This is a genomic window from Cupriavidus sp. 86D6 (assembly GCF_057815095.1).
Genome location: NZ_JBYPSB010000017.1, coordinates 17465 through 40433, shown reverse-complemented (window position 1 = coordinate 40433; position 22969 = coordinate 17465). Strand labels below are relative to the sequence as shown.

The following is a 22969-nucleotide window of genomic DNA, read 5'->3' as shown; positions in this document are numbered from 1 at the left end:
CGGCGGCGTGCCACCTGCATGACTATGAAAAATCCGACTGAATTCCAGAGCTTTAAATCATGGTGAGAATATTAAGCGGTCGCTACACTGTGCTGCGCGCCTCCAAGACGCACCGTCCGTCATGGACCCACGAGGCCCCTGGCGGCAGATCAGACAGCCCCCAGCAAGGAGACTAGATGTACCGCGATCGCATTCGCCTGGCCACCCTCCAGGACAGGATCATGTCGGCCGATGAAGCCGCAGGCCTGATCCGGGACGGCATGACCGTCGGCATGAGCGGATTCACGCGCGCCGGCGACTGCAAGGCCGTTCCCGTCGCGCTGGCACGCCGCGCCGCCACCGATCCGCTCCAGATCACGCTGATCACCGGCGCCTCGCTGGGGCACGACACCGACAAGATCCTGGCCGACAGCAACGTGCTGGCGCGCCGCCTGCCGTTCCAGTCCGACGCCACGCTGCGCCGCAAGATCAACGGCGGCGAGGTCATGTTCATCGACCAGCATCTGGGCGAGACCGCGGAACTGCTGCGCAGCGGCCAGATCGGCCCGGTCGACATCGCGGTCATCGAGGCCACCGCCATTACGGAATCGGGCGGCATCGTGCCTACCACCTCAGTCGGCAACTCGGCCAGCTTCGCCAAGATGGCGAAGCAGGTCATCATCGAGCTGAACCTGAGCATGCCGAGCGGGCTGGAAGGCCTGCACGACATCGCGTTCCCCGTGCAGCGGCCGTATCGCCAGCCGATCCCGCTGATTGCCGTGGAGCAGCGCATCGGCCTGCCCTACATCCCCGTCGACCCGTCGCGCATCGCGGCCATCGTCATCACGCAAGCCGACGACAGCCCGTCGAACGCGCTGCCGCCCGATGCCGAGACGAGCCAGATTGCCGGCCACCTGAATGCGCTGCTGGAGCGCGAAGTGCGCGCGGGCCGCCTGTCGCCGACCCTGCAGCCGTTGCAGGCCGGCATCGGCACCATCGCCAACGCGGTGCTGCACGGCCTGGCCGATTCGCCATTCCATGATCTGACGATGTATTCCGAGGTGCTGCAGGACAGCACCATCGCGCTGATCGACGCCGGCAAGATGCGCGTTGCCTCGGCGGCGTCGATGACGCTGTCCGCGCCGGTGTATCGCCGCGTGCTGGACAACATCGAGCACTACAAGAGCAAGCTCGTATTGCGTCCGCAGGAGATCAGCAACCATCCCGAGGTGCTGCGCCGCCTGGGCCTGATCACCATCAACACGGCGCTGGAATGCGACATCTACGGCAACGTCAACTCCACGCACGTGGGCGGCACGCACATGATGAACGGCATCGGCGGCTCGGGCGACTTCGCGCGCAATGCGTATTTGTCGGTCTTCGTCACCAAGTCGGTGGCCAAGGACGGCAAGATTTCCAGCATCGTGCCGATGGTGACGCACGTGGACAACAGCGAGCACGACGTTGACGTCCTCGTCACCGAGCATGGCCTGGCTGACTTGCGCGGCCTGGCGCCGCGAGAGCGTGCGCTGCAGGTCATCAACAACTGCACCGATCCGGCCTACCGCGACGGCCTGCTCGACTACTACCGCCGGGCCTGCCTGCGCGGCGGGCAGACGCCCCATGTGCTGGAAGAAGCGTTTGCCTGGCACACCCACTACCGCGACCACGGCACCATGCTGACGGCCGCGGGCAAGCCGGCAAACGAACCGCTGGCGGCCTGACCAACTCCTCCGCGCCAGCAGCCCCCCTCCGGACCCGCAGCATGTGTTGCGGGTCCGATGGCGCTTCAGGCCACGCGCTCGCGGCGGCCGGTTCCAAGGCGTCGTCGCCACCCTTCCGTTGGATTTCCAGTCCGTGGCCCGGACGCTCGCCGACACATGTTCGTGCGAGTTTGTGTCTTTTGTGTCCAAATCGCCATTTTTCCAGCGCGCCCTGATAGGGTCTCTCCCACTGCTTTTCGTCAACCGCCTCGCAGATTGTCAGTTGACAACTCGCGAGCTGCCGCATATCGTGGGAGGCCTGATGGGTCGGGATAAACATCCAAGAAAGGAAATCGAAGCCGCAGTCCAGTACGCCGAGGGCGAATTCTGGCGTTGCAAGCTGGGCGGATCGCATGCCTGGGGCAAGCTGTACTGCCCCTATCACTGCGCCGCCTGCCGCTGCGGGGAATTCTGCATCGTGTCGATCTGGAGTACGCCGCGCAACCCGGAACTGCATGCCCGGTTCCTGCGTCGCGTGGTGGACCACTGCGCCATCCATCAAGACCGCAAAGCGCCCCCTGGTGTCTCGCACTGACAGGACAACATGGAATACAACTTCACGCTGAAATACCAGCTCCCCGATTCGGACAACGACCACGACGACGTGGTGGAGCGCCTTGGGGCCAGCGGCTGTGACGATGCGCTGGTCGGCATCGGCATGCCGGGACGCATCGCGCTGATGTTCGCGCGCGAGGCTGACACGGCCCATGGCGCCATCGTCAGCGCCCTGGCCGATGTGCGCCGCGCCGCGCCGCATGCGCGGCTGATCGAGGCCACGCCCGACCTGGTCGGCCTGACCGATGTGGCCGAGGCTGTCGGGGTCTCGCGGCAGAACATGCGCAAGCTGATGACCAGCTACCCCGCGTCGTTTCCGCTGCCGGTGCACGAAGGGTCCGCGTCGGTCTGGCACCTGGCGGACGTGCTGCGCTGGCTGGCGCAGCGCGGCAGCTATGACCTGGACCCCGCGCTGGTGGATGTGGCCGAAGTCACGATGCAGGTGAACCTGGCGCGCAGCGCCACGCGACTGGTGCCGGAAATCCGGCAGCAACTCGAGCCACTGGTGGCCTGACGGGTCATTTCCACCCTGCCGGCCCTTTTTGCCGGACCGGAAGTGGCCTATCCTCTCCACACCACAATCTGTTCAAACCCCGACGGGCGAGGCTGCCCAGACCCTGAAGACCATGGAAAAGACTGCATTCGTGTTCGCCGGCGGCGGCAGTTTGGGCGCCATCGAAGTCGGCATGCTCCGCGAGCTGGTGAGCTGGGGCATCGCGCCAGATCTGGTCATCGGTGCCTCTGCCGGTGCCATCAACGGCGCCTACTTCGCCAGCAACCCTCACCCCGATGGCATTTCGAAGCTGGAAGGCCTGTGGCGCAGCATCACGCGGGCCGAGGTGCTGCCGTGGTCATGGCGCAGCATGCTTGGGATGATCATTGGCAATCGCGGCCATCTGGTGGAGTCGATGGCACTGAAGCGCCTGCTCAAGCGCCATCTGGGGGACGCACGCGTGGAGGACGCGGCCCTGCCGCTGCACATCGTCGCCACCGACATGCATAGTGGGGCGGAAGTCCTGCTGTCGTCGGGCAATATCGTCCAGGCCGTGCTGGCCAGCGCGGCCATCCCGGGCGTCTTCCCGCCCGTGGAAATCAACGGCCAGAAGCTGATCGACGGCGGCGTGGCGAACAATACGCCCGTGTCCACGGCCATCCGGCTTGGCGCCACGCGCATCATCGTGCTGCCAGCGGGCTTTGCATGCGCCGAGCGACGTCCGCCCAAGGGCGCGATCGAACATGCGTTCAATGCGCTGTCGCTGCTGGTGGCGCGGCAACTGGTGCATGACCTGGAACGCTGGGGCGAGCATGCCCACATTGCCGTGGTGCCGCCGCTGTGTCCGCTCGATGTCTCGCCGTACGACTACAGCCGATGCGGCGAGCTGATCGATCGTGCGGCCGCGGCGACGCTGGCCTGGCTGCGCGCCGACGGCCTGTCGAGCCGCCGGGTGCCCGGCGCGCTGGAACCGCACGCGCACGATGCCGAAAACCCCAGCTGCAGCGCCGACATCGGCCTGCCCCCGGCCGGCGCTCCGCATGCCCACCCCCACACCCATGACCAATCGACCACGCATGGCGGCGTCCACTGACGCCAGCATTGCGCTGCCGGGCAAGCGCGACTGGGTGCAACGCGACGCGTCCGCGCGCCAGATGGAACGCATCGAGGCATTCTTCGGCGGCCATGGCTATGACATGCACCGCCATGACACCTATGCCATCGGCTGCACGCTGGCCGGCGTTCAGAGCTTTTCCTATCGACGGGGCATGGTTCATAGCCAGCCGGGTGGCACCATCGTGCTGCATCCGGACGAGCCGCACGATGGCCATGCCGGCACCGACGCGGGATTCCACTACCGCATGCTCTACATCGAGCCTGCGCTGATCCAGCGCGTGCTGGGCGGCAGACCGCTGCCATTCGTGGCCGGTGGCCGTTCCGACGATCCGCGGCTGTTTGCGGCGGCCGGCACCTTGCTGCAGGCCATGAACAGCCCCCTGGACCCGCTGGAAGAGGACGACGCGATCTTCGACCTTGCGCACGCGCTGTCAGCAGCGGCCGGGGCGGCGCGCGGACGACAGGCGGTGGACTACCGCGCCGCCGAACTGGCCCGGACATGCCTGCAGGACAACCTGGAGCGTCCGGTGACACTCGACGAACTGGAGCAGGCCACTGGCCGCGACCGCTGGAGCCTGTCGCGCGACTTCCGGGTGCTCTATGGCACCAGTCCGCATCGCTATCTGGTGATGCGCAGGCTGGACATGGTGAGGCGGCTGGCAGCAGCCGGACAATCGCTGGCCGACGCCGCCGTCTGCGCGGGGTTCACCGACCAGAGCCATATGACCCGCCATTTCACGCGCGCCTTCGGGCATTCGCCGGGCCGCTGGCTGCGCGCGTTGCGGGGCGCCGCGATCTGAGCCTGCACGATCGTACAAGACCGTGCGCCGACACTGGCGCAGACTCGGCCGCCTGTCTCATACGCCGCAAGGAGCCTTGTCATGCAGCCATCGCCAGTCGCAGTCCCTACCCATCGCGCTGCCAGCGCGGTCAATTTCACCCAGAAGCTGAGCCTGTTCACCGACCACTGGCAGCCGCGCGTCATTGCCGAAATGAACGACTACCAGTTCAAGATCGTCAGGATCGAGGGTGAGTTCATCTGGCACCAGCATGCCGATACCGATGAGACGTTCATCGTGCTCGACGGCCAGTTGCGTCTCGACTTTCGCGATGGCCACGTGATCGTCAATGCGGGCGAAATGTACGTAGTACCCAAAGGCGTCGAACACAGGCCGGTCGCGGAGGCGGAAGTCCGCATGCTGCTGATCGAGCCGCGCGGTGTGGTCAACACTGGCGACCAGGGCGGCGACCGCACGGCGCAGAACGACGTCTGGATCTGACGCGCCGGCAGCCTGGTAGTTGGCCTTTCCCCAACGCATCGCGATGTCAGGTGTTGGAATGACATAGCAGTTTGCCTAGTTTTATCCGCCGAATGTGACGGGCGCCAGGCGCCCGGCCGGCATTTGGCGGTGGCATGTTCCCTGCAATCAGACGCATCGAGCGCGGCGCCGCGTCTCGACCCTGATCCGGAGCGTATTGCTCCTTTCCCGGAGAACTGCCATGTTGATTCCGCCACAGTTGCGGCCGGGCGTCGTCGCGCCTCCTCCCCCCCGCCAAGCCCACTTCATCCGCTACCGGATCCGCGACGTTATCCTGCTGCTGCGTGTCCTGCTGCTCTGCTTCCACACGGCCGCCCATGCGGACAAGGCATTACCCGCGCCCGCCGCGCCGCGTCCCACGAATTTTCTGGAAGCGGTGGCCACGGACTACGCGAACAGCCATCCGTTCCACGCGGTGGAAGGCATTGCGCCGGTGCGCGAACCCCATGCGGTGCCTGGCGATCCTGTGCCTGTGCCGCCGGCCCCCGCTTCGCCCGCCACGAACGTTTCGCCGCCGGCCACGAACATCCGCCGCGTGAACCCGCAGTGAGCCAAAAAGCACCCGGCGCGGGCGTGCAGTCTTTACACGCAGCGTCGCAAGGGTTGCATGGAACGGGGTGGTTTCCCGAGCGCCCGGCCGCCCGCCATGCCAGTCCATGCAAGGCGTCGTCGCCACGGTACGGAACTTGCCAGATTGTACGAATGGCCAACGGTGCGATGCGGCACGTCGCATTGCACGCGTGGCGATCCCGCAACCTTCAGGAGCGCAATATGGGCGACTACCACAGCGAGCGCAATCGCCGGAACACCCCCTGGCGAGCCGATGAAAACCATCGCGACGACGACCTGGGCGATCCCTGGGACGATGGCCGCGGCTCACGCTGGCAGGATCAGGACTGGCAGCCCGAATCGTTCGGTGACAACTGGGACGACGCGCGGCGCCGCCAGCGGCTGACGCCGGGGCAGCTAAGCGAAGGCGGTCCGGCACCCTCGGGCTATCGCGGCCGGGAGGATCACGGCAGCGATCTGCAATACGGACTGAACGGCGGTTATGGCGAGTCCCCGGAAGACGACCAGGACTGGCGCCAGCGAGAGCAATACCGCAGCCGCCAGTACGCCAGCGAATATGGCGATTACGGCGATCTGGGCGATGAGCACAGGCGCGCCGACTATGGCGTGCACCGCCGGCAGGGCGAGTTTGGCCAGTATGGCTCCGGCGGCAACTATGGCAATGACGAAGACGACGACCGCGGTCGCGGTGCCCCCTGGCAGCGCAGCCAGCCGGGCCAGGGCGGCCGAGGTGGCCGGGGTTCGGGCGAACGGCGCGACGAACGCGGCTTCGGCAATGCCGACCAGGCCTGGCTGCGCACGGCAGAGCAGCGCGCCCCGGCATATCGGGGCCAGAGCGGCGGCCAGCACAGCGGTCAGGGCAGCGGCCACACCGCCTACTTCAACGACCTGCGCAGCGATACCCGCTACTGGACGGAGCCGCGCGACGAGTGGGGCGAAAGCCGTCCCGACTACCACGCACAACGCTACGGGCGCGACTACATGGGCGGCGGCAGCGATGCACAGCAGCGCGGTTATTCCCAATCCGGACGCGACGCCGGCGGACGCTGGCGCGATGCGCGGCGGGACCATGACGACGACCACGAAGCGGAGCATGGCGCGCTCTACAACCTGGGCCACCGCATCGGTCAGGCCGTCAGCGACTGGTTCGGCCCCGGCGCCATGGAAAAGCGCACCGGCCCGCGCGGCTACACGCGCACCGACGAGCGTATCCGCGACGAGATCTGTGAACGGCTGACCTTTACCACCGGCATCGACGTGCGCGAAGTGTCGGTCGACGTCGACAAGGGCAAGGTCACGCTTGGCGGTACGGTGCAGACGCGCGGCCAGAAATACGATATCGAGGATCTGGCCGACAACACGTTCGGCGTGACGGAAGTGGAAAACAACATCCGCGTCCAGCGCCAGGACGTGGATGCCGCCGTCACCGGCGCCGGCGGTTTCAACGGCTGGTAAAGCCGGCCAAGCCGGCCCGGAAAGAGGCGCCCGCTGCGAAGCGGGCGCTTTGATTCCGGGGCTTCCGTTTTATGCGTTTTACGCGATCTATGCCGCGAGCCGGAACACGCTCACCGTCTGCTCCATGCGCTCGGCCTGTTCCTGCAGGGCCCTGGCTGCCGCCGCGGCCTCTTCCACCAGCGCCGCGTTCTGCTGGGTGACCTGGTCCATCTGGGTGACCGCCTGATTGACCTGCGCAATGCCGCCGCTCTGCTCGTGCGACGCGCGGCTGATCTCGTCCATCATCGTCGTCACGCGCTGCACCGCCGTCACCACTTCGCTCATGGTGGCGGCGGTATCGACGGCCAGGGCCGTGCCATCGGCAACACGGCCTGCCGACTGCGAAATCAGCGTGCGGATTTCCTTCGCCGAATTGGCGGCGCGCTGGGCCAGCGTGCGTACCTCGCCCGCCACCACCGCGAAGCCTCGCCCAGCCTCGCCGGCGCGGGCAGCCTCGACGGCCGCATTGAGCGCCAGGATATTGGTCTGGAACGCAATGCCGTCGATCACGGCGATGATATCGACGATCCGGCGGGAATCGGCCTCGATCTCGCTCATGGTCTGGCGCATGCGGCCGACGGACTCGCCGCCCGCCACCGCAATGCCGGCGGCTTCGGCAGCCAGCGTGCTGGCCTGGCTGGCGTTGCCGGCGTTCTGCTGCACGATCGACGTCAGTTCCTCCATGCTGGCCGCCGTTTGCTCCAGCGACGACGCCTGCGCCTCGGTGCGCTGCGACAGGTCCGCATTGCCTTGCGCGATCTGCCCGGCCGCCACCAGCACGTTCTGCGCGCTGTCGCGCGTATCGCCGATGATGCCGCGCCATGCCTCCACCAGCGTCATCAGATGCCGCTTGACGTCGCTGAGTTCGTCCCGGCCGCGCGCCGCGATCTGCACGCCCAGGTCGCCGTCGTTGATGCGTGCCACCAGGTCGGCCACATCACGCACGTCGTCACGCATGCCACGGCTGAAGCCGGCAAACAGGTAGAGCGCGCCGCCCACGGTCAGCAGCGCAATGGCGGCCAGCACAGCCAGCTTGCGCTGCTCGGCGGCCACACGCTGCGCCAGCATGACGTCCGCCAGGGCCGTGAACTCGCGGCTGACCGCCGATACGGCTTCGATGGCGGCGGTGCCTTCGGCAAAGTACGACTTGGCGTCGATCGTGATACCGGCCGACCCCAGCATGCTGACCTTGAGCGTGCGATAGAAGTTGTCCACGGCCGCCAGCTGCTTCATCGCCGCACCCACGCGGGCCTGATACTGCGGCGCGGCGCGCTCCACGCGCGCCATGTCGCGGCGTGCCGCCTCCAGCCCGTCCAGGATCTGGTCGGCCAGCGCGGCCAGCTCGGCCTGCTGCGCGGCGTCGGAATAGCCGCCCTGCGCGATGATGCCGGCGCCCCGCCCACGCGCCAGCGCGCTGACTTCGGCCAGCTTGGGCATCGGACCCACGGTGAGGTTGATCAGGTAGTAGGAGCCAGCCTCGGGATCCAGCGCCAGCGACGAATGGTCGGCCACGTCGCCGATGAACAACCGCGTCTGCCTGACCAGCGCGGTATGGCGCTCGAACAGCGGCGCGGCGGGTGTGTCGAGGCCAAGCTTGCGGATCTGCTGCCAGGATTCGCCCAGCTTCTGTACGTCGGGCGCGATGCCAAACGATTCGATGGCGGCCGATTCCCCCAGCAGGCCGGCCAGATACTGCGCGGCCTTGGCGTCGGCAGCCTCGAAGGTGGGCCGGAAGCTGGCGTTGCCGAGCAGCACGCCATTGGCGGCGCCCCGGCGCACTTGCGTTTCGCGCATGAAGTCCAGCGCGATGCCGACGAGCTTCAGGCCGCGCTGCTCGTCCTGCGTATCGCGAATCGACTGCACCGACTGGTTCAGCACCGCGAACAGCGCCCCGCACAGCGGAATCAGGAACAGTACGGACAGCAGCACCAGCTTGCGCGTGATGGTCAGGCGGGACATCAACCGGATGGCGGGGGTCAGGAATGCGGGCACGATCGTCCTAGTTTCAAGGGTCTCATAGCCCGCTGTAACGGCTTCAATTCATAGGAATAAAGCCATTTTTACCGCTATTTCACTGACTTTTTGATGTCGCACAACTCCAGTGCGTTCGCCGCACAACGCGGGTGCCGAATGCCCAAAAAAAGCGCGGGCCGGCCGCTCATGCAAGCAGCCGGCCGCGCGCTTGTGCGCTGCGCGGAGGACGCGGTGCTACGCCGTGGCGCCGCCGTCCAGGCCGATGGTCTGACCCGATATATAACGGCCCGCCGGCGATGCCAGCAGCACCGCCAGGCCGGCGACGTCGCTGGCCTCGGCGATGCGGCGCATCGGGATATTGGCCGACAACGCCTTTTCGCGTTCGGGGTCGCCCCACAGCGCGTCGCGCGAAAAGTCCGTGCGCACCGGACCCGGGTTGATGCTGTTGACGTTGATGTTGTACTGGCCCAGCGTCTGCGCCAGGTTGCGCATGGCCAGATCGGTGGCGCCCTTCGAGATGCTGTACAGGGCCAGCATGGCGGAGCCGCGCCGCGCGGCAATGCTGGACATGAAGATGATCGAACCGTCCTTGCGTTCGATCATCTGCGGCGCCAGCGCGTTCACCAGCACCAGGTTGCCGCGCACGTTGCCGGCCATCACCTCGTCGAACTGCTCCGGCCCCTGCGCCAGCATGGAACCGACCGCCGTGCTGCCTGCGGCGTTCAGGACCAGCGCATCCACGCGGCCGAACCTGGCCAGTACCTGGTCTGCAAAGGCGCGCACGCTGTCGAGGCTGACGATGTCGCAGGCAATGCCCGTGGCATCGATGCCCTGTTCGCGCAAGCCGGCCGCCACCTTGTCGGACACCGCGGCGTCGCGGCCCGACACCACCACGCGGGCGCCGGCCTGGCCCAGGGCGCGCGCCATTTCCAGGCCCATGCCCTTGGTGGAGCCGGTGACGACCGCGACGCGGCCAGACATATCGAACAGTTTGAACATGACAGGTTCTCCTTTGGGGATGAGGAACAGGTTGCAACACTTTCATTGCCGGCCGTCCGATGCGTTTTTGCATGACGACCAGCATTTATTGAATAAAGTATGGACATCATCTAAAATCCGGTCAAGCTCGTTTTTCAAGAATTTGCGACAAGGAGATCGACATGGCACGCGCATCACGGGCAGTCGCCGATCAGCATAGGACAGCCATCGAGGCTGCGTCGGCCCGATTGTTCCGCCAACACGGCCTGCACGGCGTCACGGTTGCGCAGGTGATGGCGGATGCCGGGCTGACCCATGGCGGCTTCTATGGCCATTTTTCGTCGAAGGACGACCTGGCAGCGGCAGGCTGCGCGCGGGCATTTGCCGATTCGGCGGCGCGCTGGCGGCAGCGGATCCAGCAGGCCGGCGGCGACCGCCATGCCGCCCGGCGCTTTCTGGTGGAGCAGTACCTTAGTGAAGTGCATCGCGACGCACCCGAGCATGGCTGCCCGGCGTCGGCACTGGTGGGCGACGTGGCGCGCGAACCGGCCGGCAAGCCCGTACGTGGCGCCTTTCTGGATGGCATCCAGCAGTTGCTGGCCGCCTGGAAGACGCTGGCCCCCGATACGACAGCCGGGGAGCCGGGTGCCGACGGCACCGCCGCGAACCGCACTGCCCTGCTGGAAATGGCCACGCTGGTCGGTGCCGTCACGCTGGCACGCGCCACGGCGGGCGACGCCCTTTCCGACGACATCCTCGATGCCGCGCGCGCCTGGCTGCTGCGCGCCGGCGAGGCCGCGCCCGCCTGATCGCCCTGGGCATCGCGCAAGAACCCGTCGATGCCATTCCTCCTTCCATCCCATCGCCCCCAACGGAGCCCCATGTTTGCGCAAGCCCTATCCCGCCGGCTGGACCGGCGCGGCATCCACTACGCGTGGATCGTCGCTGCCATCACGTTCTGCGTGATGCTGACCACTTCCGCCGCGCTCGGCCTGCCCGGCGCCTTCCTGAAACCGCTAACCACCGAGATGGGCTGGAGTACCGACCAGGTGTCATCGATCCTGGCCTTCCGCTTTGCGCTGTTCGGGCTGATGGCGCCGTTCTCGGCCATCCTGATGGAGCGATTTGGTGTCCGCAACGTGGTCTGTGCGGCCCTGGCGCTGATTGCCGGTGGCATGGCACTGGCAACGATCTCCACGCAGATCTGGCAACTGTTCGTCGCCTGGGGCCTGATGCTGGGCATCGGCTCGGGACTGACGGCCCTGGTGCTGGCCGCGCTGGTGGCCAACCGCTGGTTCACGGCGCGGCGCGGGCTGGTGATCGGCGTGCTGACCGCCAGCTCCGCCACGGGGCAACTGGCCTTCCTGCCCGTCGCGGCATGGCTGATCGAGCATATGGGCTGGCGCGTGGCCGTGCTGCCAGTACTGGCGGCATGTGCCGCGCTGGCGGTGGTGGTGCTGGGTTTCCTGCGCGGCCGGCCGGCCGACGTTGGCCTGGCGCCCTATGGCGAAGTGCCGGCGGCGGTTGCCGCGGCGCCGGCGCCGGCCGCGCCCCTGTCATGGTCGGGTCCGTTCGTGGTGCTGCGCGAGGCGGCCCGCACGCAGACGTTCTGGATCCTGGCCGGTACGTTCTTTATCTGCGGGCTATCCACCAACGGGCTGATCCAGACCCACTTCATCGCCCTGTGCGCAGACTTTGGCATGTCGGCCGTACCGGCTGCCTCGGCGCTGGCGATGATGGGCGCGTTCGACTTCGTCGGCACCATCATGTCCGGCTGGCTGTCGGACCGCTACGACAGCCGCAAGCTGCTGTTCTGGTACTACGCGCTGCGCGGCCTGTCGCTGTTCTGGCTGCCGCACTCGGAATTCACGCTCTATGGCCTGTCCGTGTTCGCCATGTTCTACGGTCTGGACTGGATCGCCACGGTACCGCCCACCATCAAGCTGGCAGGCAGCACGTTTGGCCGCGAGCGCGCCCCGATGGTGTTTGGCTGGATCTTCGCCGCGCACCAGATCGGCGCGGCCACGGCGGCATTTGGCGCCGGGCTGTCACGCACGCTGTGGCTCACCTACTCGCCGGCGCTGTACGTTGCCGGCAGCGCGTGCCTGGTGGCCGCGCTGCTGGCGCTGATGGTCCGCCGCAAGGCGCCTGAAGCCACCCCTCAGCCGGCACGGGCCTGAGGCGTCCCCGTCCTTCCCCTCAGCGTTCGCGGCTGGCCGCCACGAACGCGTCGATCAGGGCGGCAGCCGACGCACGCTTGAGCGCCGACTGCCGCACCAGCACCCCGATCTCGCGATACAGCGGCTGGCCCGGCATCGGCACTTCCTTGATATGCGGGGTCTGACGCAGCGGCACCAGGGCCGACGGAATGATCGCGCAGCCCAGCCCTTCGCTGACCATCTGCAGGATCACGGCGGGCTCGTCCAGCTCCATGCCTTCGCGCACCCACAGCCGGTGCCGCCGCAGGTAGCGATCCACCAGCTGCCCGCCCGTGGAATGGCGGTTGTAGCGGATGAACGGCACGGTCTCCAGCATGTCCTTCAGGTTGTCCGGCGCGCCGGGCGGCGCCACGGCCACGAACCGTTCGCGGATCAGCGGCACCCATTTCAGTTCTGGCGGAATGCCGAGGCGTGGCTTCACCAGCACGGCGATATCGAGTTCACGGGCATCCACCTGGGTCAGCAACTGCGTCGACATGCCCGGCACGATGTTCACGTGGGTGTCCGGGTGCGCCACCCTGAAACGCTGCATCGCCTGAGGCAGCAGGCTCGATTGCACGGTGGACACGGCGCCCAGGTCCAGCGGCGCCATGTCGCGCTGGGCCCGCGCGCCTTTCATCGATTCGTAGAGACCGACGATCCTCGCGGCATCGTCCAGCATCTGGCGGCCTTCGTCACTCAATGCCACCGATTTACCCGACCGATCGAACAGCGTGCAGCCCAGATCCTCTTCCAGGCGGCGGATCTGGGTGCTTACGGCCGATTGCGTCAGGCCCAGCCGCGTGCCGGCAGCGGAAAACGAGCCGGTTTCGGCGGCCACGAGGAAAGTCTTGAAGTAGCGCAGCAAGGAGCAGTTCAAGCATCGAAATTTTCGATACTCAGTCAAAAAATGATTCGTTTCATATTACGAGTTCTGCTGATTACAATCAACGACACACTCCACAACCGCCTCTCCAAAGAGCCACAGCGATGAGCGCCATTCCCCTGTTCCACCTTGCCTTCCCGGTGCACGATCTCGCCACCGCGCGCCAGTTCTATGGCGACCTGCTCGGCTGCCCCGAGGGGCGCAGTTCCGACGCCTGGGTGGACTTCAACTTCTACGGCCATCAGGTCGTGGCGCACCTGTCGCCGGACGAATGCGGCCATCGCGCCACCAGTGCCGTGGATGGCGACGACGTGCCGGTGCGCCATTTCGGCGCGATCCTGCCAATGGCCGAATGGGAACGCCTGGCCGACAAACTGCGCGCCGCCGGCACGAAGTTCGTGATCGAACCGCACGTGCGCTTCAAGGGCCAGGTTGGCGAGCAGGCCACGATGTTCTTCCTGGACCCGTCGGGCAACGCCCTCGAATTCAAGGCGTTTGGCGACCTGAGCCAGGTGTTTGCGAAGTAATCCGGGGCAACCCGTCCCACTGATAGCGAGACAGAGCGAGACATGACCGATTTCGTGATCCAACCCGCGCCGCAGGCCAGCGTGGCCGTTGCCGGCAGCCAGGCCCGTTTTCCGATCCGCCGTGTGTTCTGCGTGGGCCGCAACTACGCCGCGCACGCCCGCGAGATGGGCAAGGACCCCGACCGCGAGCCGCCGTTTTTCTTCACCAAGCCGGCTGACGCCGTGGTGGCGGCCGAAGGCGTCGTGCCATATCCGCCGCTGACCGAAAACCTGCATCACGAGATCGAACTGGTGGTGGCCATTGGCAAGGCCGGCGCCAACGTCAAACCCGAGCAGGCGCTGGATCTGGTGTGGGGCTACGGCGTGGGGGTGGATCTGACACGCCGCGACCTGCAGGACGTGGCCAAGAAGATGAGCCGCCCGTGGGACTGGTCGAAGTCGTTCGACGCGTCGGGCCCGTGTGGCCCGTTGCAACCGGCGTCGGTCATCGGCCATCCGGCCAAGGGCGCCATCTGGCTCAAGGTCAACGGCGAAACGCGCCAGCAAGGCGACCTGACCGAACTGATCTGGCCCGTGGCCGATGTCATCGCGTATATCTCCGAGGCCATGACACTGCAGCCAGGCGACCTGATCTTTACGGGCACCCCGGCAGGCGTGGGTGCGTTGAACCCCGGTGACGCGGTGACGGCTGGCGTCGAAGGTGTCGGCGAGATCGCTTTCACGATCGGCAAGCGGTAAGCCGGGCCCTACGGCTGACCCAAGGCGGTGATGTCGGCGCGACCGGCATTACCGCCTTTTTCTTTTGGATTCAGCAGGTTAGCGTCGTGAGCCATCGCGCCTAGAGCAAACCCTCCACCGGGCACATCGGAATTTCTTCAAATTCTCCTTGCTTATCTATCTAGTAGTAGATAATATTCGAGCCATGGACGACGCAACGCAGCAAACGAAACAAGCCGCGCAGCCGAATCCAAGCATCACAAGGTTGTTTGTCAGTACCGGAAGCGGTCTTTTTTTTAGCGCACCGTATCTATCTAGCAGTAGATAGCAGCAAGAAGAAAGACCCCTGATTCGCAGCACAGACATCGGCCAGCGATCCACACACGAACCCGGATCGCCGGCCTTGCCAAGGAGAGCATCATGAACGCCAAGACCATCGTTACCGCCGCCGCCCTCGCCGCCGCTTTTGTGACTGGCGCTGTCCAGGCCGCCCCCGCCGCGCAGAAGACTGGCGAAGTCTACGGTTACAGCTATCGCGTGCAAGACCAACGCAGCGCCTTTTCCGATGGCGCCCGTCAGGGCAAGTTCGATGCCTTCAGCGAAGGCGCCCGCATCGGTAACCGCGACGCCTTCACCGACGGTGCACGGGTGACCAACCGCGACGGCCTGGTGGCCAGCATCGGCAACCGCGACGCCTACACCGATGGTGCGCGCGTCGGCAAGGCCGACCCGTTCACCGACGGCGCCAAGATCGACAAGTTCGACCCGTACACCGATGGTGCCCGCACCGTCGCCGGCCTGGACCGCACGGGTGTCTCCTCCGAACCGTCGCGCAGCTTCGACGTGTACACCGACGGCGCCCTCGCCTGAGCCCCCGCCACGGCCATGCCCCGGAGGAGATTCCCGGGACATGGCCGGAACAGATACCTGGAGCTTCATCATGACCTTGCGTGACACAGCCCTGATCCTGGGCGGCTGGGTGGTGCTCTGCCTCACCAGCGGCGCAGTCCTTTCGCTGGTTGCGCAGAACCTGTCCATCTGAAAGGCCGGGCGGGCGAACAACCGGAGGGTCCATCGCCACAAAAGGCGCGGACAGTTGACATGAAAACGCATTCCGTACGCGATCAATTGCTCGAGCACGCCTCCGTGCTGATCCGGCAACGGGGCTACAACGGTTTCAGCTACCGCGACCTCGCGGAGCTGGTAGGCGTGAAGACATCGAGCATCCACTACTACTTCCCGGCCAAGGACGATCTGGTGCTGGAAGTGGTGCGCCTGTACCGTGAACGCTCGCAGGCCCGGCTGGCGGCCATCGACACATCGCTGCCGCTGATCGAGCAGGCCGAGCGATATGTGGGCCCGCTGCGCAACGACATCGAGCTGAACCAGATCTGCCTGGCCGGCATGTTGTCCGCCGAGGTGCTGGCACTGCCCGATGCGATCCGCAGCTACCTGCAGGCACATTTCCAGGCAAATGAAACCTGGATCGCGAACCTGCTGCGCCGCGCCGAGGCCGAACGCGGCCAGCCGTACCCGGTGCCGCCGCAGTTGCTGGCCAAGGTGCTGTATGGCGCGATCCAGAACGGCATCATCACCGCGCGGATGTCGGGCTCCAGCGATCGGCTGGACGCCGCGGCCGACATGCTGCTGGGTGCCGTGCGCGGTTCGATGTGCGCAGTGGCCGAGCACGAACCGGCGATGGCCTGATGACCATCCGGGCCTGAACAGTTTTCTGGGCGCCCCGGTTCAGGCGCCCGACGCCCGCCGTCCGCTCTCGCGACGGGCGTCACCCAATTTCTCCGACGCCGGGATCGTCCTCCGGCGATTTTTTTCGTCGACGTTTTTTCGTTTGTTTACGAGGCGCCTTTCCCGGTCGCAGCCTTCTTCGCGGCGGCCCTCTTTGCGGGCGCCTTCTTCGGGGCCGCTTTCGTCGTCGCCGCCTTCGTCGCCGCTGCCTTCGTCGTAGTGGATGTCTTCGCCGTCGCCTTCGCCGCCCCCTTCGTCACCTTCCCGGCCGGCTCTCCGCCGCCAGCGTCGATTACGACCCATGCCGGCGCATGATCGCTGGCCTTCTCCTCGCCGCGCACCCATTTGTCGACGCCGGCATCGCGCAGCCGCAGGCCGGGGCTCAGCAGCAGATGGTCGATCCGCAGCCCTGAATTGGTCTGCCAGTGCTGGCGAAAGTAATCCCAGAACGTGTAGATCTTCTCGTCGGGATAGCGCGCACGCAGCGCATCGGTCCAGCCCTGCGCCAGCAGGCGGCGGTAACACTCGCGGCTTTCCGGCTGCAGCAGCGCGTCCTTGAGCCATGAACGCGTGTTGTAGATGTCGTCATCGGTGGGCACCACGTTGTAGTCGCCGGCGATGACCACCGGGTGGCCGCTCTCCAGCAGCGTCTGCGCATGCCGGATCAGCCGTTCGAACCATGCCAGCTTGTAGTCGAACTTCGGGCCCGGCTGCGGATTGCCGTTGGGCAGGTACAGGCACGCGATCAGCACGCCCTCGACGGCGGCTTCCAGGTAACGGCTCTGCGTATCCTCGTCGCCGCCCGGCAGCCCACGCCGCACCTCCACCGGATCGGCGCCCCTGGCCAGGATCGCCACGCCATTCCACGACTTCTGGCCGTGCCAGATCGCCCCGTAACCGGCCGCGCGAATCTCGTCGATCGGAAACCCCTCGTCTACCGTCTTCAGCTCCTGCAGGCAGGCCACGTCGGGCGCCTCGCGTTCCAGCCAGTTCAGCAGCGCCTGCAGGCGCGTGCGTACCCCATTGATATTGAAGGTGGCGATCTTGAGCGGATGCATCGGAACGTTCTCCTTTCAGGCCGGTTTCCATCTTAGATTCGCGCGCCGGAATTTCCTGTCGGTGTCCGATCACTGTATATTCATACAGTCCCGCGATCCTTACCCCCTTTTGCGTCTTGTCCGCCACATCTACCAACCCGCCCCGCTATACCGTCGCCGTGCGCACCTTGTGCGAGTTCACGGCGAAGGCGGGCGACCTCGATCTGCGCTTCACGCCCTCGCCCACCGGGCAGGAAGGCGTGGCCGGGCATGGCGTGGTGACAAGCCGGCGCGGGCCGGGCTATGAGGCCGAGATCGCCCTGGCGGGCGATTTCGAGGGCCTGCGGGTGCGCGGGCGTGCCGACGGCTACAACCCGGTGACCAACCGCGTGGAAGAAATCAAGACGGTGCGCGGCCAGAAGGTGGAGACTCCACAGAATCACCAGGCGCTGCACTGGGCCCAGGCCAAGATCTACGGCTGGTTGCTGTGCCAGTCGCGCGAACTGAAGCAGATCGACGTGGCGCTCGTGTATTTCGACATCGTGAGCCAGCAGGAACGCGTGCTCAAGGAACGGTTCGAGGCCCAGGCGCTGCGCGAATTCTTCGAGGACAGCTGCCGCCGCTTCATGCACTGGGCCGAACGCGAGGCCGCGCATCGCACGGGCCGCGACGCGGGGCTGGCCGCGCTGGCCTTCCCGCACGGCACGTTCCGCGAAGGGCAGCGAATGCTGGCGGAATCGGTCTACAAGGCCAACGCGTCGGCGCGCACGCTGCTGGCGCAGGCGCCGACGGGCATCGGCAAGTCGATCGGGACGGTGTTCCCGGCGCTCAAGGCCATGCCGACGCAGCGCATCGACAAGGTGTTCTTCCTGTCGGCCCGATCCACGGGGCGCGCCGTGGCGCTGCATGCCACACGGCAGCTCAGGCAGAACGCCGACGAGACGCCGCTGCGCGTGCTGGAGCTGACCGCCCGCGACAAGGCCTGCGAACACCCCGACCTGGCCTGCCACGGCGAATCGTGCCCGCTGGCGCAGGGCTTCTATGACCGCCTGCCCGCTGCCCGCGACGCCGCCAGTCGCGCACCGCTGCTGGACCGCGCCACCACGCGCGACATCGCCCGCGCGCACCAGGTCTGCCCCTATTACCTGGCCCAGGAGATGATCCGCTGGAGCGATCTGGTGGTTGGCGACTACAACTACTACTTCGACCGCAGCGCGCTGCTATACATGCTGACCGCGATGAACGAATGGCGCGTCAGCGTGCTGGTGGACGAAGCGCACAACCTCGTGGACCGGGGCCGTGCGATGTACACGTCCACGCTCGACCATGCGGCGTTCCGGGGCGTACGGCTGGCCGCGCCGGCGGCGCTGAAGCGGCCGATGGACCGCGTCTACCGGCAATGGCATGCGCTGGCCAAGTCCGGCGATGCCCCGTACGAAACGCGCGACGAGGAGCCCGCCGCGTTCGTCGAGGCGCTGGTGCAGCTTTGCACGGCCATCATCGACGACATGAGCGACCATCCGCAGCGGCACGACGCCGCGCTGGAACGCTTCTATTTCGACGCCATGCATTTCCTGCGTCTGGCCGAGCAGATGACCGAATACGGCGGCAAGCATTCGCTGTTCGACATCACGCGCACGCCGCGCAAGCGGACTGGCTTCGACGCCGACCTGTGCATCCGCAACCTGCTGCCCGCTCCCTACCTGGCCCCGCGCTTCGCGGGCGCGCATTCGACCACCCTGTTCTCGGCCACGCTGCAGCCCGCCGACTACTACCGCAACCTGCTGGGGCTGCCCGCCAGCGCGGTAGGCGTGGAAGTGCCGTCGCCGTTCCGGGCCGAGCAGCTCGATGTACACGTCGCGCGCCATATTTCCACGCGCTTCGCACAGCGCCGGCGCTCGCTGCCCGCCATCGTGCAACTGATGGCCGACCAGTTTGCGCGGCGCCCGGGCAACTATCTGGCGTTTTTCAGCAGCCACGACTATCTGCAGCAGGCGGCGGCGCTGCTGGCCGAGCAGCACCCCGGCATTCCTGCCTGGTCGCAGGCGCGTGGCATGACCGAGGCAGGCCAGGCAGCGTTTCTGGACGCCTTCGCGCCCGGCGGCCAGGGCATCGGCTTCGCCGTGCTGGGCGGGGTGTTTTCCGAAGGCGTGGACCTGCCCGGTGACCGCCTGATCGGTGCCTTCGTGGCCACGCTGGGCCTTCCGCAGATCAATCCGGTCAACGAGCAGCTGCGCGAGCGCATGGAAACCGTGTTCGGACAAGGCTACGACTACGCCTACCTGTATCCGGGCCTGCGCAAGGTGGTGCAGGCCGCCGGCCGCGTGATCCGCACCCAGCAGGACCGTGGCGTGGTCTGGCTGATCGACGACCGCTATGCGCGCGCCGAAGTGCAGGCGCTTTTGCCGGCATGGTGGGAAATTCTTACCGGGCCGCCGGCGCACGCGCGCCCGCTGTCGCTGGCAGAATGACGGCTACGCCGCTGGCGCGGAAATCGCGTGTCGGGGGCATCAGACCATCACCAGATCCATGTATCGACGGAGCCCCAACCGATGAGCATGACCCACACTTTTGCCACGACGGAGCCGTCGCGCGACGAGATCGATGCGCTGCGCGGCGCCACCATCCTGGAGTTCGGCACCCCCTGGTGCGGCTTCTGCCAGCGCGCGCAACCGCTGATCGAATCGGCCTTCGGCCAGCACCCGGCCATCGACCACATCAAGGTGGAGGACGGCAGCGGACGCCCGCTTGGCCGCTCGTTCCGCGTGAAGCTCTGGCCCACGCTGGTATTCCTGCGCGACGGCAAGGAGGTGGCGCGCCTGGTGCGCCCGGACGACGCCCGGGACATCACCGAGGCCATGCGCAAGATCGACCAGTGATTTCCCGAAGCTCCCGTCCCCGGGTTCGCTTTGTCTCACTGAACGGGACCGACAACAAACAGCCCGCACTACGGCGGGCTGTTTCTACTCGGCCAACCGCAAAATCAATCCGACTTGAATCCCTTGAATGTCTTGGTGTCCGCTACCGCATAGTAGAGTTGTATGGCCTTTTCCTTGGCTGGTGCCAATTGGCCGATGTACCCGGCCATGACGAAAGCTGCGGAACCCTGTCCGGCGGCTTCCACCACGCACGCGTAGCGGCTTTTTCCCTGTGTCACGACGCCATACTGTGCGCGCAAGGGGTTGTCTAATGGCGCAGGCTGCCATTGCGTCAGTGGAATGGCCCGTCTGACATACCCACGGCGGCGGCCCACAAACACATAATCGTTATCCCCGTCGTTGCTGATGGCATATCCGACGCGAATACCGGGCAATCGCTCTGGCCACGTCAGGCGGTAGCCAGGAACGTCTTCAATAACCTGATGCCCGCTCGTGCCCATCGCGACAGAAGTTCCAGCAGTGGTTGAATACCCGAGAAGACAACTTTCGATGACAGCTTGCGGCGGCTGCGCCTGGGCAATGGAATGACAACCGACAAGAAACAGTACAGCCGGGGCGATTCGCATTACCTGTACTCCTTTCCTCTGGAAACTTTCAACCATTCATTTCCGAGTTTCCAAAAATCGAATCTCTCTCATCGTTCCACCTGAACCTTGTCGGGATCGATCATCCGCCCATATGGCCGTTCTTTTGTGCTGCGAGAGTGTGACATTCTGACCTCCGAGAGATTTGGGAAAAGCCCCACATCTCTAGCACGAGGTGCCGCTCACAAAAAATCGCATATCTCCGGTTTTCACAGCCCAACGAAACAAGAAGCCCGCACATGGCGGGCTTTTCAGGCGTGCATCTGCGACCCTGTTCACAAATCCAGCGGCATCGCGCTGGTGCACTTGATTTCGTCCAGGCACACGCTTGATTTCACGCCGCTCACGCCGGGGATGCGCATCAGGGTGTCGAGCAGGAAGTCGGACAGCGACTTCAGGTCCTTGGCCACCACCTTCAGCACATAGTCGATGTCGCCGGTCACGGAGAAGCACTCCTGGATCTGGGCCAGTTCCGCCACCAGCCCCTTGAATTTGGACAAATCGCGAATATGACCGCGTTCCATCGTCACGTGGATGAACGCCGTCACGCCGAACCCGAGCGCGGTGCTGTCCAGCCGCGCCTCGTACCGCTTGATGATGCCGCCCTCTTCCAGGCGGCGGTGGCGGCGCAGCGTCTGGGCCGGGGACAAGTTGATCGCCTCGGACAGTTCGAGGTTGGTGGCGCGCCCGTGTTCCTGCAGTTCCGCCAGCAAGCGGCGATCAATGCGGTCGAGGTCGGTTTGCTGCATTCTGATTTCCTGAGATGGCGGTTTGACGAAATCTTATCTCATCTTTCAGGGTTTCCCTGCGTGCCTTACGAAATCCTATTTAGCGGGGCGGGTTCTACAATTTCCTCACGTCATGCAGCGCGCCAAGCGTCCCCCAAGCCACTCGCGCGGCTGCCTCACCGAAATATTATTTCTATCCCCGCTCTCGCCCCCGAGGTACTCCGATCATGGCCGACCTGTTTGAAAACCCGATGCAACTGATGGGCTTCGAGTTCGTTGAATTCGCCTCGCCCACCCCCAACGTGCTGGAACCGCTGTTCGAGAAAATGGGCTTTACGCTGGTGGCCCGTCACCGCTCGAAGGACGTGGTGCTGTATCGCCAGGGCGACATCAACTTCATCGTCAACAACGAGCCGCATAGCGAAGCCGCCTATTTCGCCGCCGAACATGGCCCCAGCGCCTGCGGCATGGCCTTCCGCGTGAAGGACTCGCACAAGGCGTACAACCGCGCGCTGATGCTGGGCGCCCAGCCGGTCGAAATCGCCACGGGCCCGATGGAACTGCGCCTGCCGGCCATCAAGGGCATTGGCGGCGCGCCGCTGTACCTGATCGACCGCTTCGAGGACGGCAAGTCGATCTATGACATCGACTTCGAATACATCGAGGGCGTGGACCGCCATCCGAAGGGCCACGGCCTCAAGCTGATCGACCACCTGACGCACAACGTCTACCGTGGACGCATGGCTTACTGGGCGAACTTCTACGAACGCCTGTTCAACTTCCGCGAAATCCGCTATTTCGACATCCAGGGCGAGTACACGGGCCTGACCTCGAAGGCGATGACCGCGCCGGACGGCAAGATCCGCATTCCGCTGAACGAGGAATCGTCCAAGGGGGCCGGCCAGATCGAGGAATTCCTGATGGCGTTCAACGGCGAAGGCATCCAGCACATCGCCTTTGCCGTGGACAACCTGCTCGACGTCATCGACAGCCTGCAACTGGCCGGCGTCGAGCTGATGACCGCCCCGAACGACTACTACTACGAAGCCCTGGACACCCGCCTGCCCGGCCACGGCCAGCCGGTGGACCAGCTCAAGGCCCGTGGCATCCTGCTGGATGGCACCACCGAAGGCGGCAAGCCCCGCCTGCTGCTGCAGATCTTCTCGAAGACCGTGCTGGGCCCGGTGTTCTTCGAGTACATCCAGCGTTCCGGCGACGACGGCTTCGGCGAAGGCAACTTCAAGGCGCTGTTCGAATCACTCGAGCGCGACCAGATCGAGCGCGGCACGCTGAAGGTGTGACGCATCCGGCCCGGCGCTGAACCGGGCTGACCCGTTTCTTCTGCGTTTCCAAGCGTGTGCCGGTA

At 65.8% G+C, this 22969-nt stretch carries 23 protein-coding genes; 17 read left to right on the top strand and 6 right to left on the bottom strand.

Features of this window, described 5'->3' with window-relative positions; translation table 11 throughout:
- Positions 1-176: 176 nt before the first annotated feature.
- The 8 genes from scpC to AC3G88_RS25550 all read left to right on the top strand — a co-directional run bounded on the left by scpC (position 177) and on the right by AC3G88_RS25550 (position 7250).
- Complete coding sequence (gene scpC / locus AC3G88_RS25585; protein ID WP_488773711.1) at positions 177-1703, top strand: succinyl-CoA:acetate CoA-transferase ScpC; 1527 nt, start codon at positions 177-179, stop codon at positions 1701-1703.
- 301 nt (positions 1704-2004) lie between these two features.
- Positions 2005-2277, top strand: a complete 273-nt coding sequence (locus AC3G88_RS25580; protein ID WP_153948771.1) for a hypothetical protein — start codon at positions 2005-2007, stop codon at positions 2275-2277.
- 9 nt (positions 2278-2286) lie between these two features.
- Positions 2287-2811 carry a helix-turn-helix transcriptional regulator gene (locus AC3G88_RS25575; protein ID WP_487522198.1) on the top strand — a complete coding sequence of 175 codons (525 nt, stop codon included), beginning with the start codon at positions 2287-2289 and terminating at the stop codon, positions 2809-2811.
- Between the two features lie 112 nt (positions 2812-2923).
- Positions 2924-3883, top strand: coding sequence for a patatin-like phospholipase family protein (locus AC3G88_RS25570; RefSeq protein WP_488773713.1), 960 nt, complete (start codon positions 2924-2926; stop codon positions 3881-3883).
- Entirely contained in the window at positions 3867-4706 is an 840-nt protein-coding gene (locus AC3G88_RS25565) for an AraC family transcriptional regulator (RefSeq protein ID WP_488773714.1), read from the top strand. Before AC3G88_RS25570 ends, AC3G88_RS25565 begins: the two co-directional genes overlap by 17 nt.
- 81 nt (positions 4707-4787) lie before the next feature.
- On the top strand, positions 4788-5186 hold the full coding sequence (locus tag AC3G88_RS25560) for a cupin domain-containing protein (RefSeq protein ID WP_488773715.1): 399 nt from the start codon (positions 4788-4790) through the stop codon (positions 5184-5186).
- Positions 5187-5406: 220 nt separating this feature from the next.
- Positions 5407-5775: a hypothetical protein gene (locus AC3G88_RS25555; RefSeq protein WP_488773716.1), complete on the top strand. Its 369-nt coding sequence runs from the start codon at positions 5407-5409 to the stop codon at positions 5773-5775.
- Positions 5776-5996: 221 nt separating this feature from the next.
- Positions 5997-7250, top strand: coding sequence for a BON domain-containing protein (locus AC3G88_RS25550; RefSeq protein WP_488773717.1), 1254 nt, complete (start codon positions 5997-5999; stop codon positions 7248-7250).
- 87 nt (positions 7251-7337) lie between these two features.
- Here the strand turns inward: AC3G88_RS25550 and AC3G88_RS25545 are convergent, their stop codons facing one another.
- Together AC3G88_RS25545 and AC3G88_RS25540 are read right to left on the bottom strand one after the other, a co-directional pair.
- On the bottom strand, positions 7338-9284 hold the full coding sequence (locus AC3G88_RS25545; protein ID WP_488773747.1) for a methyl-accepting chemotaxis protein: 1947 nt from the start codon (positions 9282-9284) through the stop codon (positions 7338-7340).
- A gap of 213 nt (positions 9285-9497) precedes the next feature.
- A complete protein-coding gene (locus AC3G88_RS25540) occupies positions 9498-10262 on the bottom strand; it encodes an SDR family NAD(P)-dependent oxidoreductase (protein ID WP_488773718.1) in 765 nt (254 codons plus the stop codon).
- 161 nt (positions 10263-10423) lie between these two features.
- Between AC3G88_RS25540 and AC3G88_RS25535 the strand changes: the two genes are divergently transcribed.
- Positions 10424-11050 carry a TetR/AcrR family transcriptional regulator gene (locus tag AC3G88_RS25535; RefSeq protein WP_488773719.1) on the top strand — a complete coding sequence of 209 codons (627 nt, stop codon included), beginning with the start codon at positions 10424-10426 and terminating at the stop codon, positions 11048-11050.
- A 72-nt stretch (positions 11051-11122) separates the two neighbouring features.
- Entirely contained in the window at positions 11123-12421 is a 1299-nt protein-coding gene (locus tag AC3G88_RS25530; protein WP_488773720.1) for an MFS transporter, read from the top strand.
- A gap of 19 nt (positions 12422-12440) precedes the next feature.
- On the opposite strand, the gene AC3G88_RS25525 is transcribed toward AC3G88_RS25530, so the two are convergent.
- The gene (locus tag AC3G88_RS25525; RefSeq protein ID WP_488773748.1) at positions 12441-13307 is read right to left on the bottom strand and encodes a LysR family transcriptional regulator; all 867 of its coding nucleotides are present in this window, start codon (positions 13305-13307) and stop codon (positions 12441-12443) included.
- Positions 13308-13429: 122 nt separating this feature from the next.
- On the opposite strand from AC3G88_RS25525, the gene AC3G88_RS25520 reads away from it, so the two are divergent.
- The 4 genes from AC3G88_RS25520 to AC3G88_RS25505 all read left to right on the top strand — a co-directional run bounded on the left by AC3G88_RS25520 (position 13430) and on the right by AC3G88_RS25505 (position 16276).
- On the top strand, positions 13430-13852 hold the full coding sequence (locus AC3G88_RS25520) for a VOC family protein (RefSeq protein WP_029050737.1): 423 nt from the start codon (positions 13430-13432) through the stop codon (positions 13850-13852).
- 42 nt (positions 13853-13894) lie between these two features.
- Positions 13895-14590, top strand: coding sequence for a fumarylacetoacetate hydrolase family protein (locus tag AC3G88_RS25515; protein WP_488773721.1), 696 nt, complete (start codon positions 13895-13897; stop codon positions 14588-14590).
- A 399-nt stretch (positions 14591-14989) separates the two neighbouring features.
- A complete protein-coding gene (locus AC3G88_RS25510; protein WP_488773722.1) occupies positions 14990-15439 on the top strand; it encodes a copper resistance protein CopQ in 450 nt (149 codons plus the stop codon).
- A gap of 231 nt (positions 15440-15670) precedes the next feature.
- Entirely contained in the window at positions 15671-16276 is a 606-nt protein-coding gene (locus AC3G88_RS25505) for a TetR/AcrR family transcriptional regulator (RefSeq protein ID WP_488773724.1), read from the top strand.
- A 146-nt stretch (positions 16277-16422) separates the two neighbouring features.
- Here the strand turns inward: AC3G88_RS25505 and xth are convergent, their stop codons facing one another.
- The gene (gene xth / locus AC3G88_RS25500; RefSeq protein WP_488773725.1) at positions 16423-17373 is read right to left on the bottom strand and encodes an exodeoxyribonuclease III; all 951 of its coding nucleotides are present in this window, start codon (positions 17371-17373) and stop codon (positions 16423-16425) included.
- Between the two features lie 116 nt (positions 17374-17489).
- Here xth and AC3G88_RS25495 point away from each other — a divergent pair, with 116 nt between their 5' ends.
- Positions 17490-19823: an ATP-dependent DNA helicase gene (locus tag AC3G88_RS25495; protein WP_488773726.1), complete on the top strand. Its 2334-nt coding sequence runs from the start codon at positions 17490-17492 to the stop codon at positions 19821-19823.
- A gap of 81 nt (positions 19824-19904) precedes the next feature.
- Positions 19905-20231: a thioredoxin family protein gene (locus AC3G88_RS25490; RefSeq protein WP_488773727.1), complete on the top strand. Its 327-nt coding sequence runs from the start codon at positions 19905-19907 to the stop codon at positions 20229-20231.
- Between the two features lie 104 nt (positions 20232-20335).
- Here AC3G88_RS25490 and AC3G88_RS25485 read toward each other — a convergent pair whose 3' ends face one another.
- Together AC3G88_RS25485 and AC3G88_RS25480 are read right to left on the bottom strand one after the other, a co-directional pair.
- Positions 20336-20857, bottom strand: coding sequence for a hypothetical protein (locus AC3G88_RS25485; protein ID WP_488773728.1), 522 nt, complete (start codon positions 20855-20857; stop codon positions 20336-20338).
- Positions 20858-21150: 293 nt separating this feature from the next.
- Positions 21151-21624: an Lrp/AsnC family transcriptional regulator gene (locus AC3G88_RS25480; RefSeq protein ID WP_153948748.1), complete on the bottom strand. Its 474-nt coding sequence runs from the start codon at positions 21622-21624 to the stop codon at positions 21151-21153.
- Between the two features lie 206 nt (positions 21625-21830).
- Here AC3G88_RS25480 and hppD point away from each other — a divergent pair, with 206 nt between their 5' ends.
- Positions 21831-22904 carry a 4-hydroxyphenylpyruvate dioxygenase gene (gene hppD / locus AC3G88_RS25475; protein WP_488773729.1) on the top strand — a complete coding sequence of 358 codons (1074 nt, stop codon included), beginning with the start codon at positions 21831-21833 and terminating at the stop codon, positions 22902-22904.
- The last annotated feature ends 65 nt before the right edge of the window (positions 22905-22969 follow it).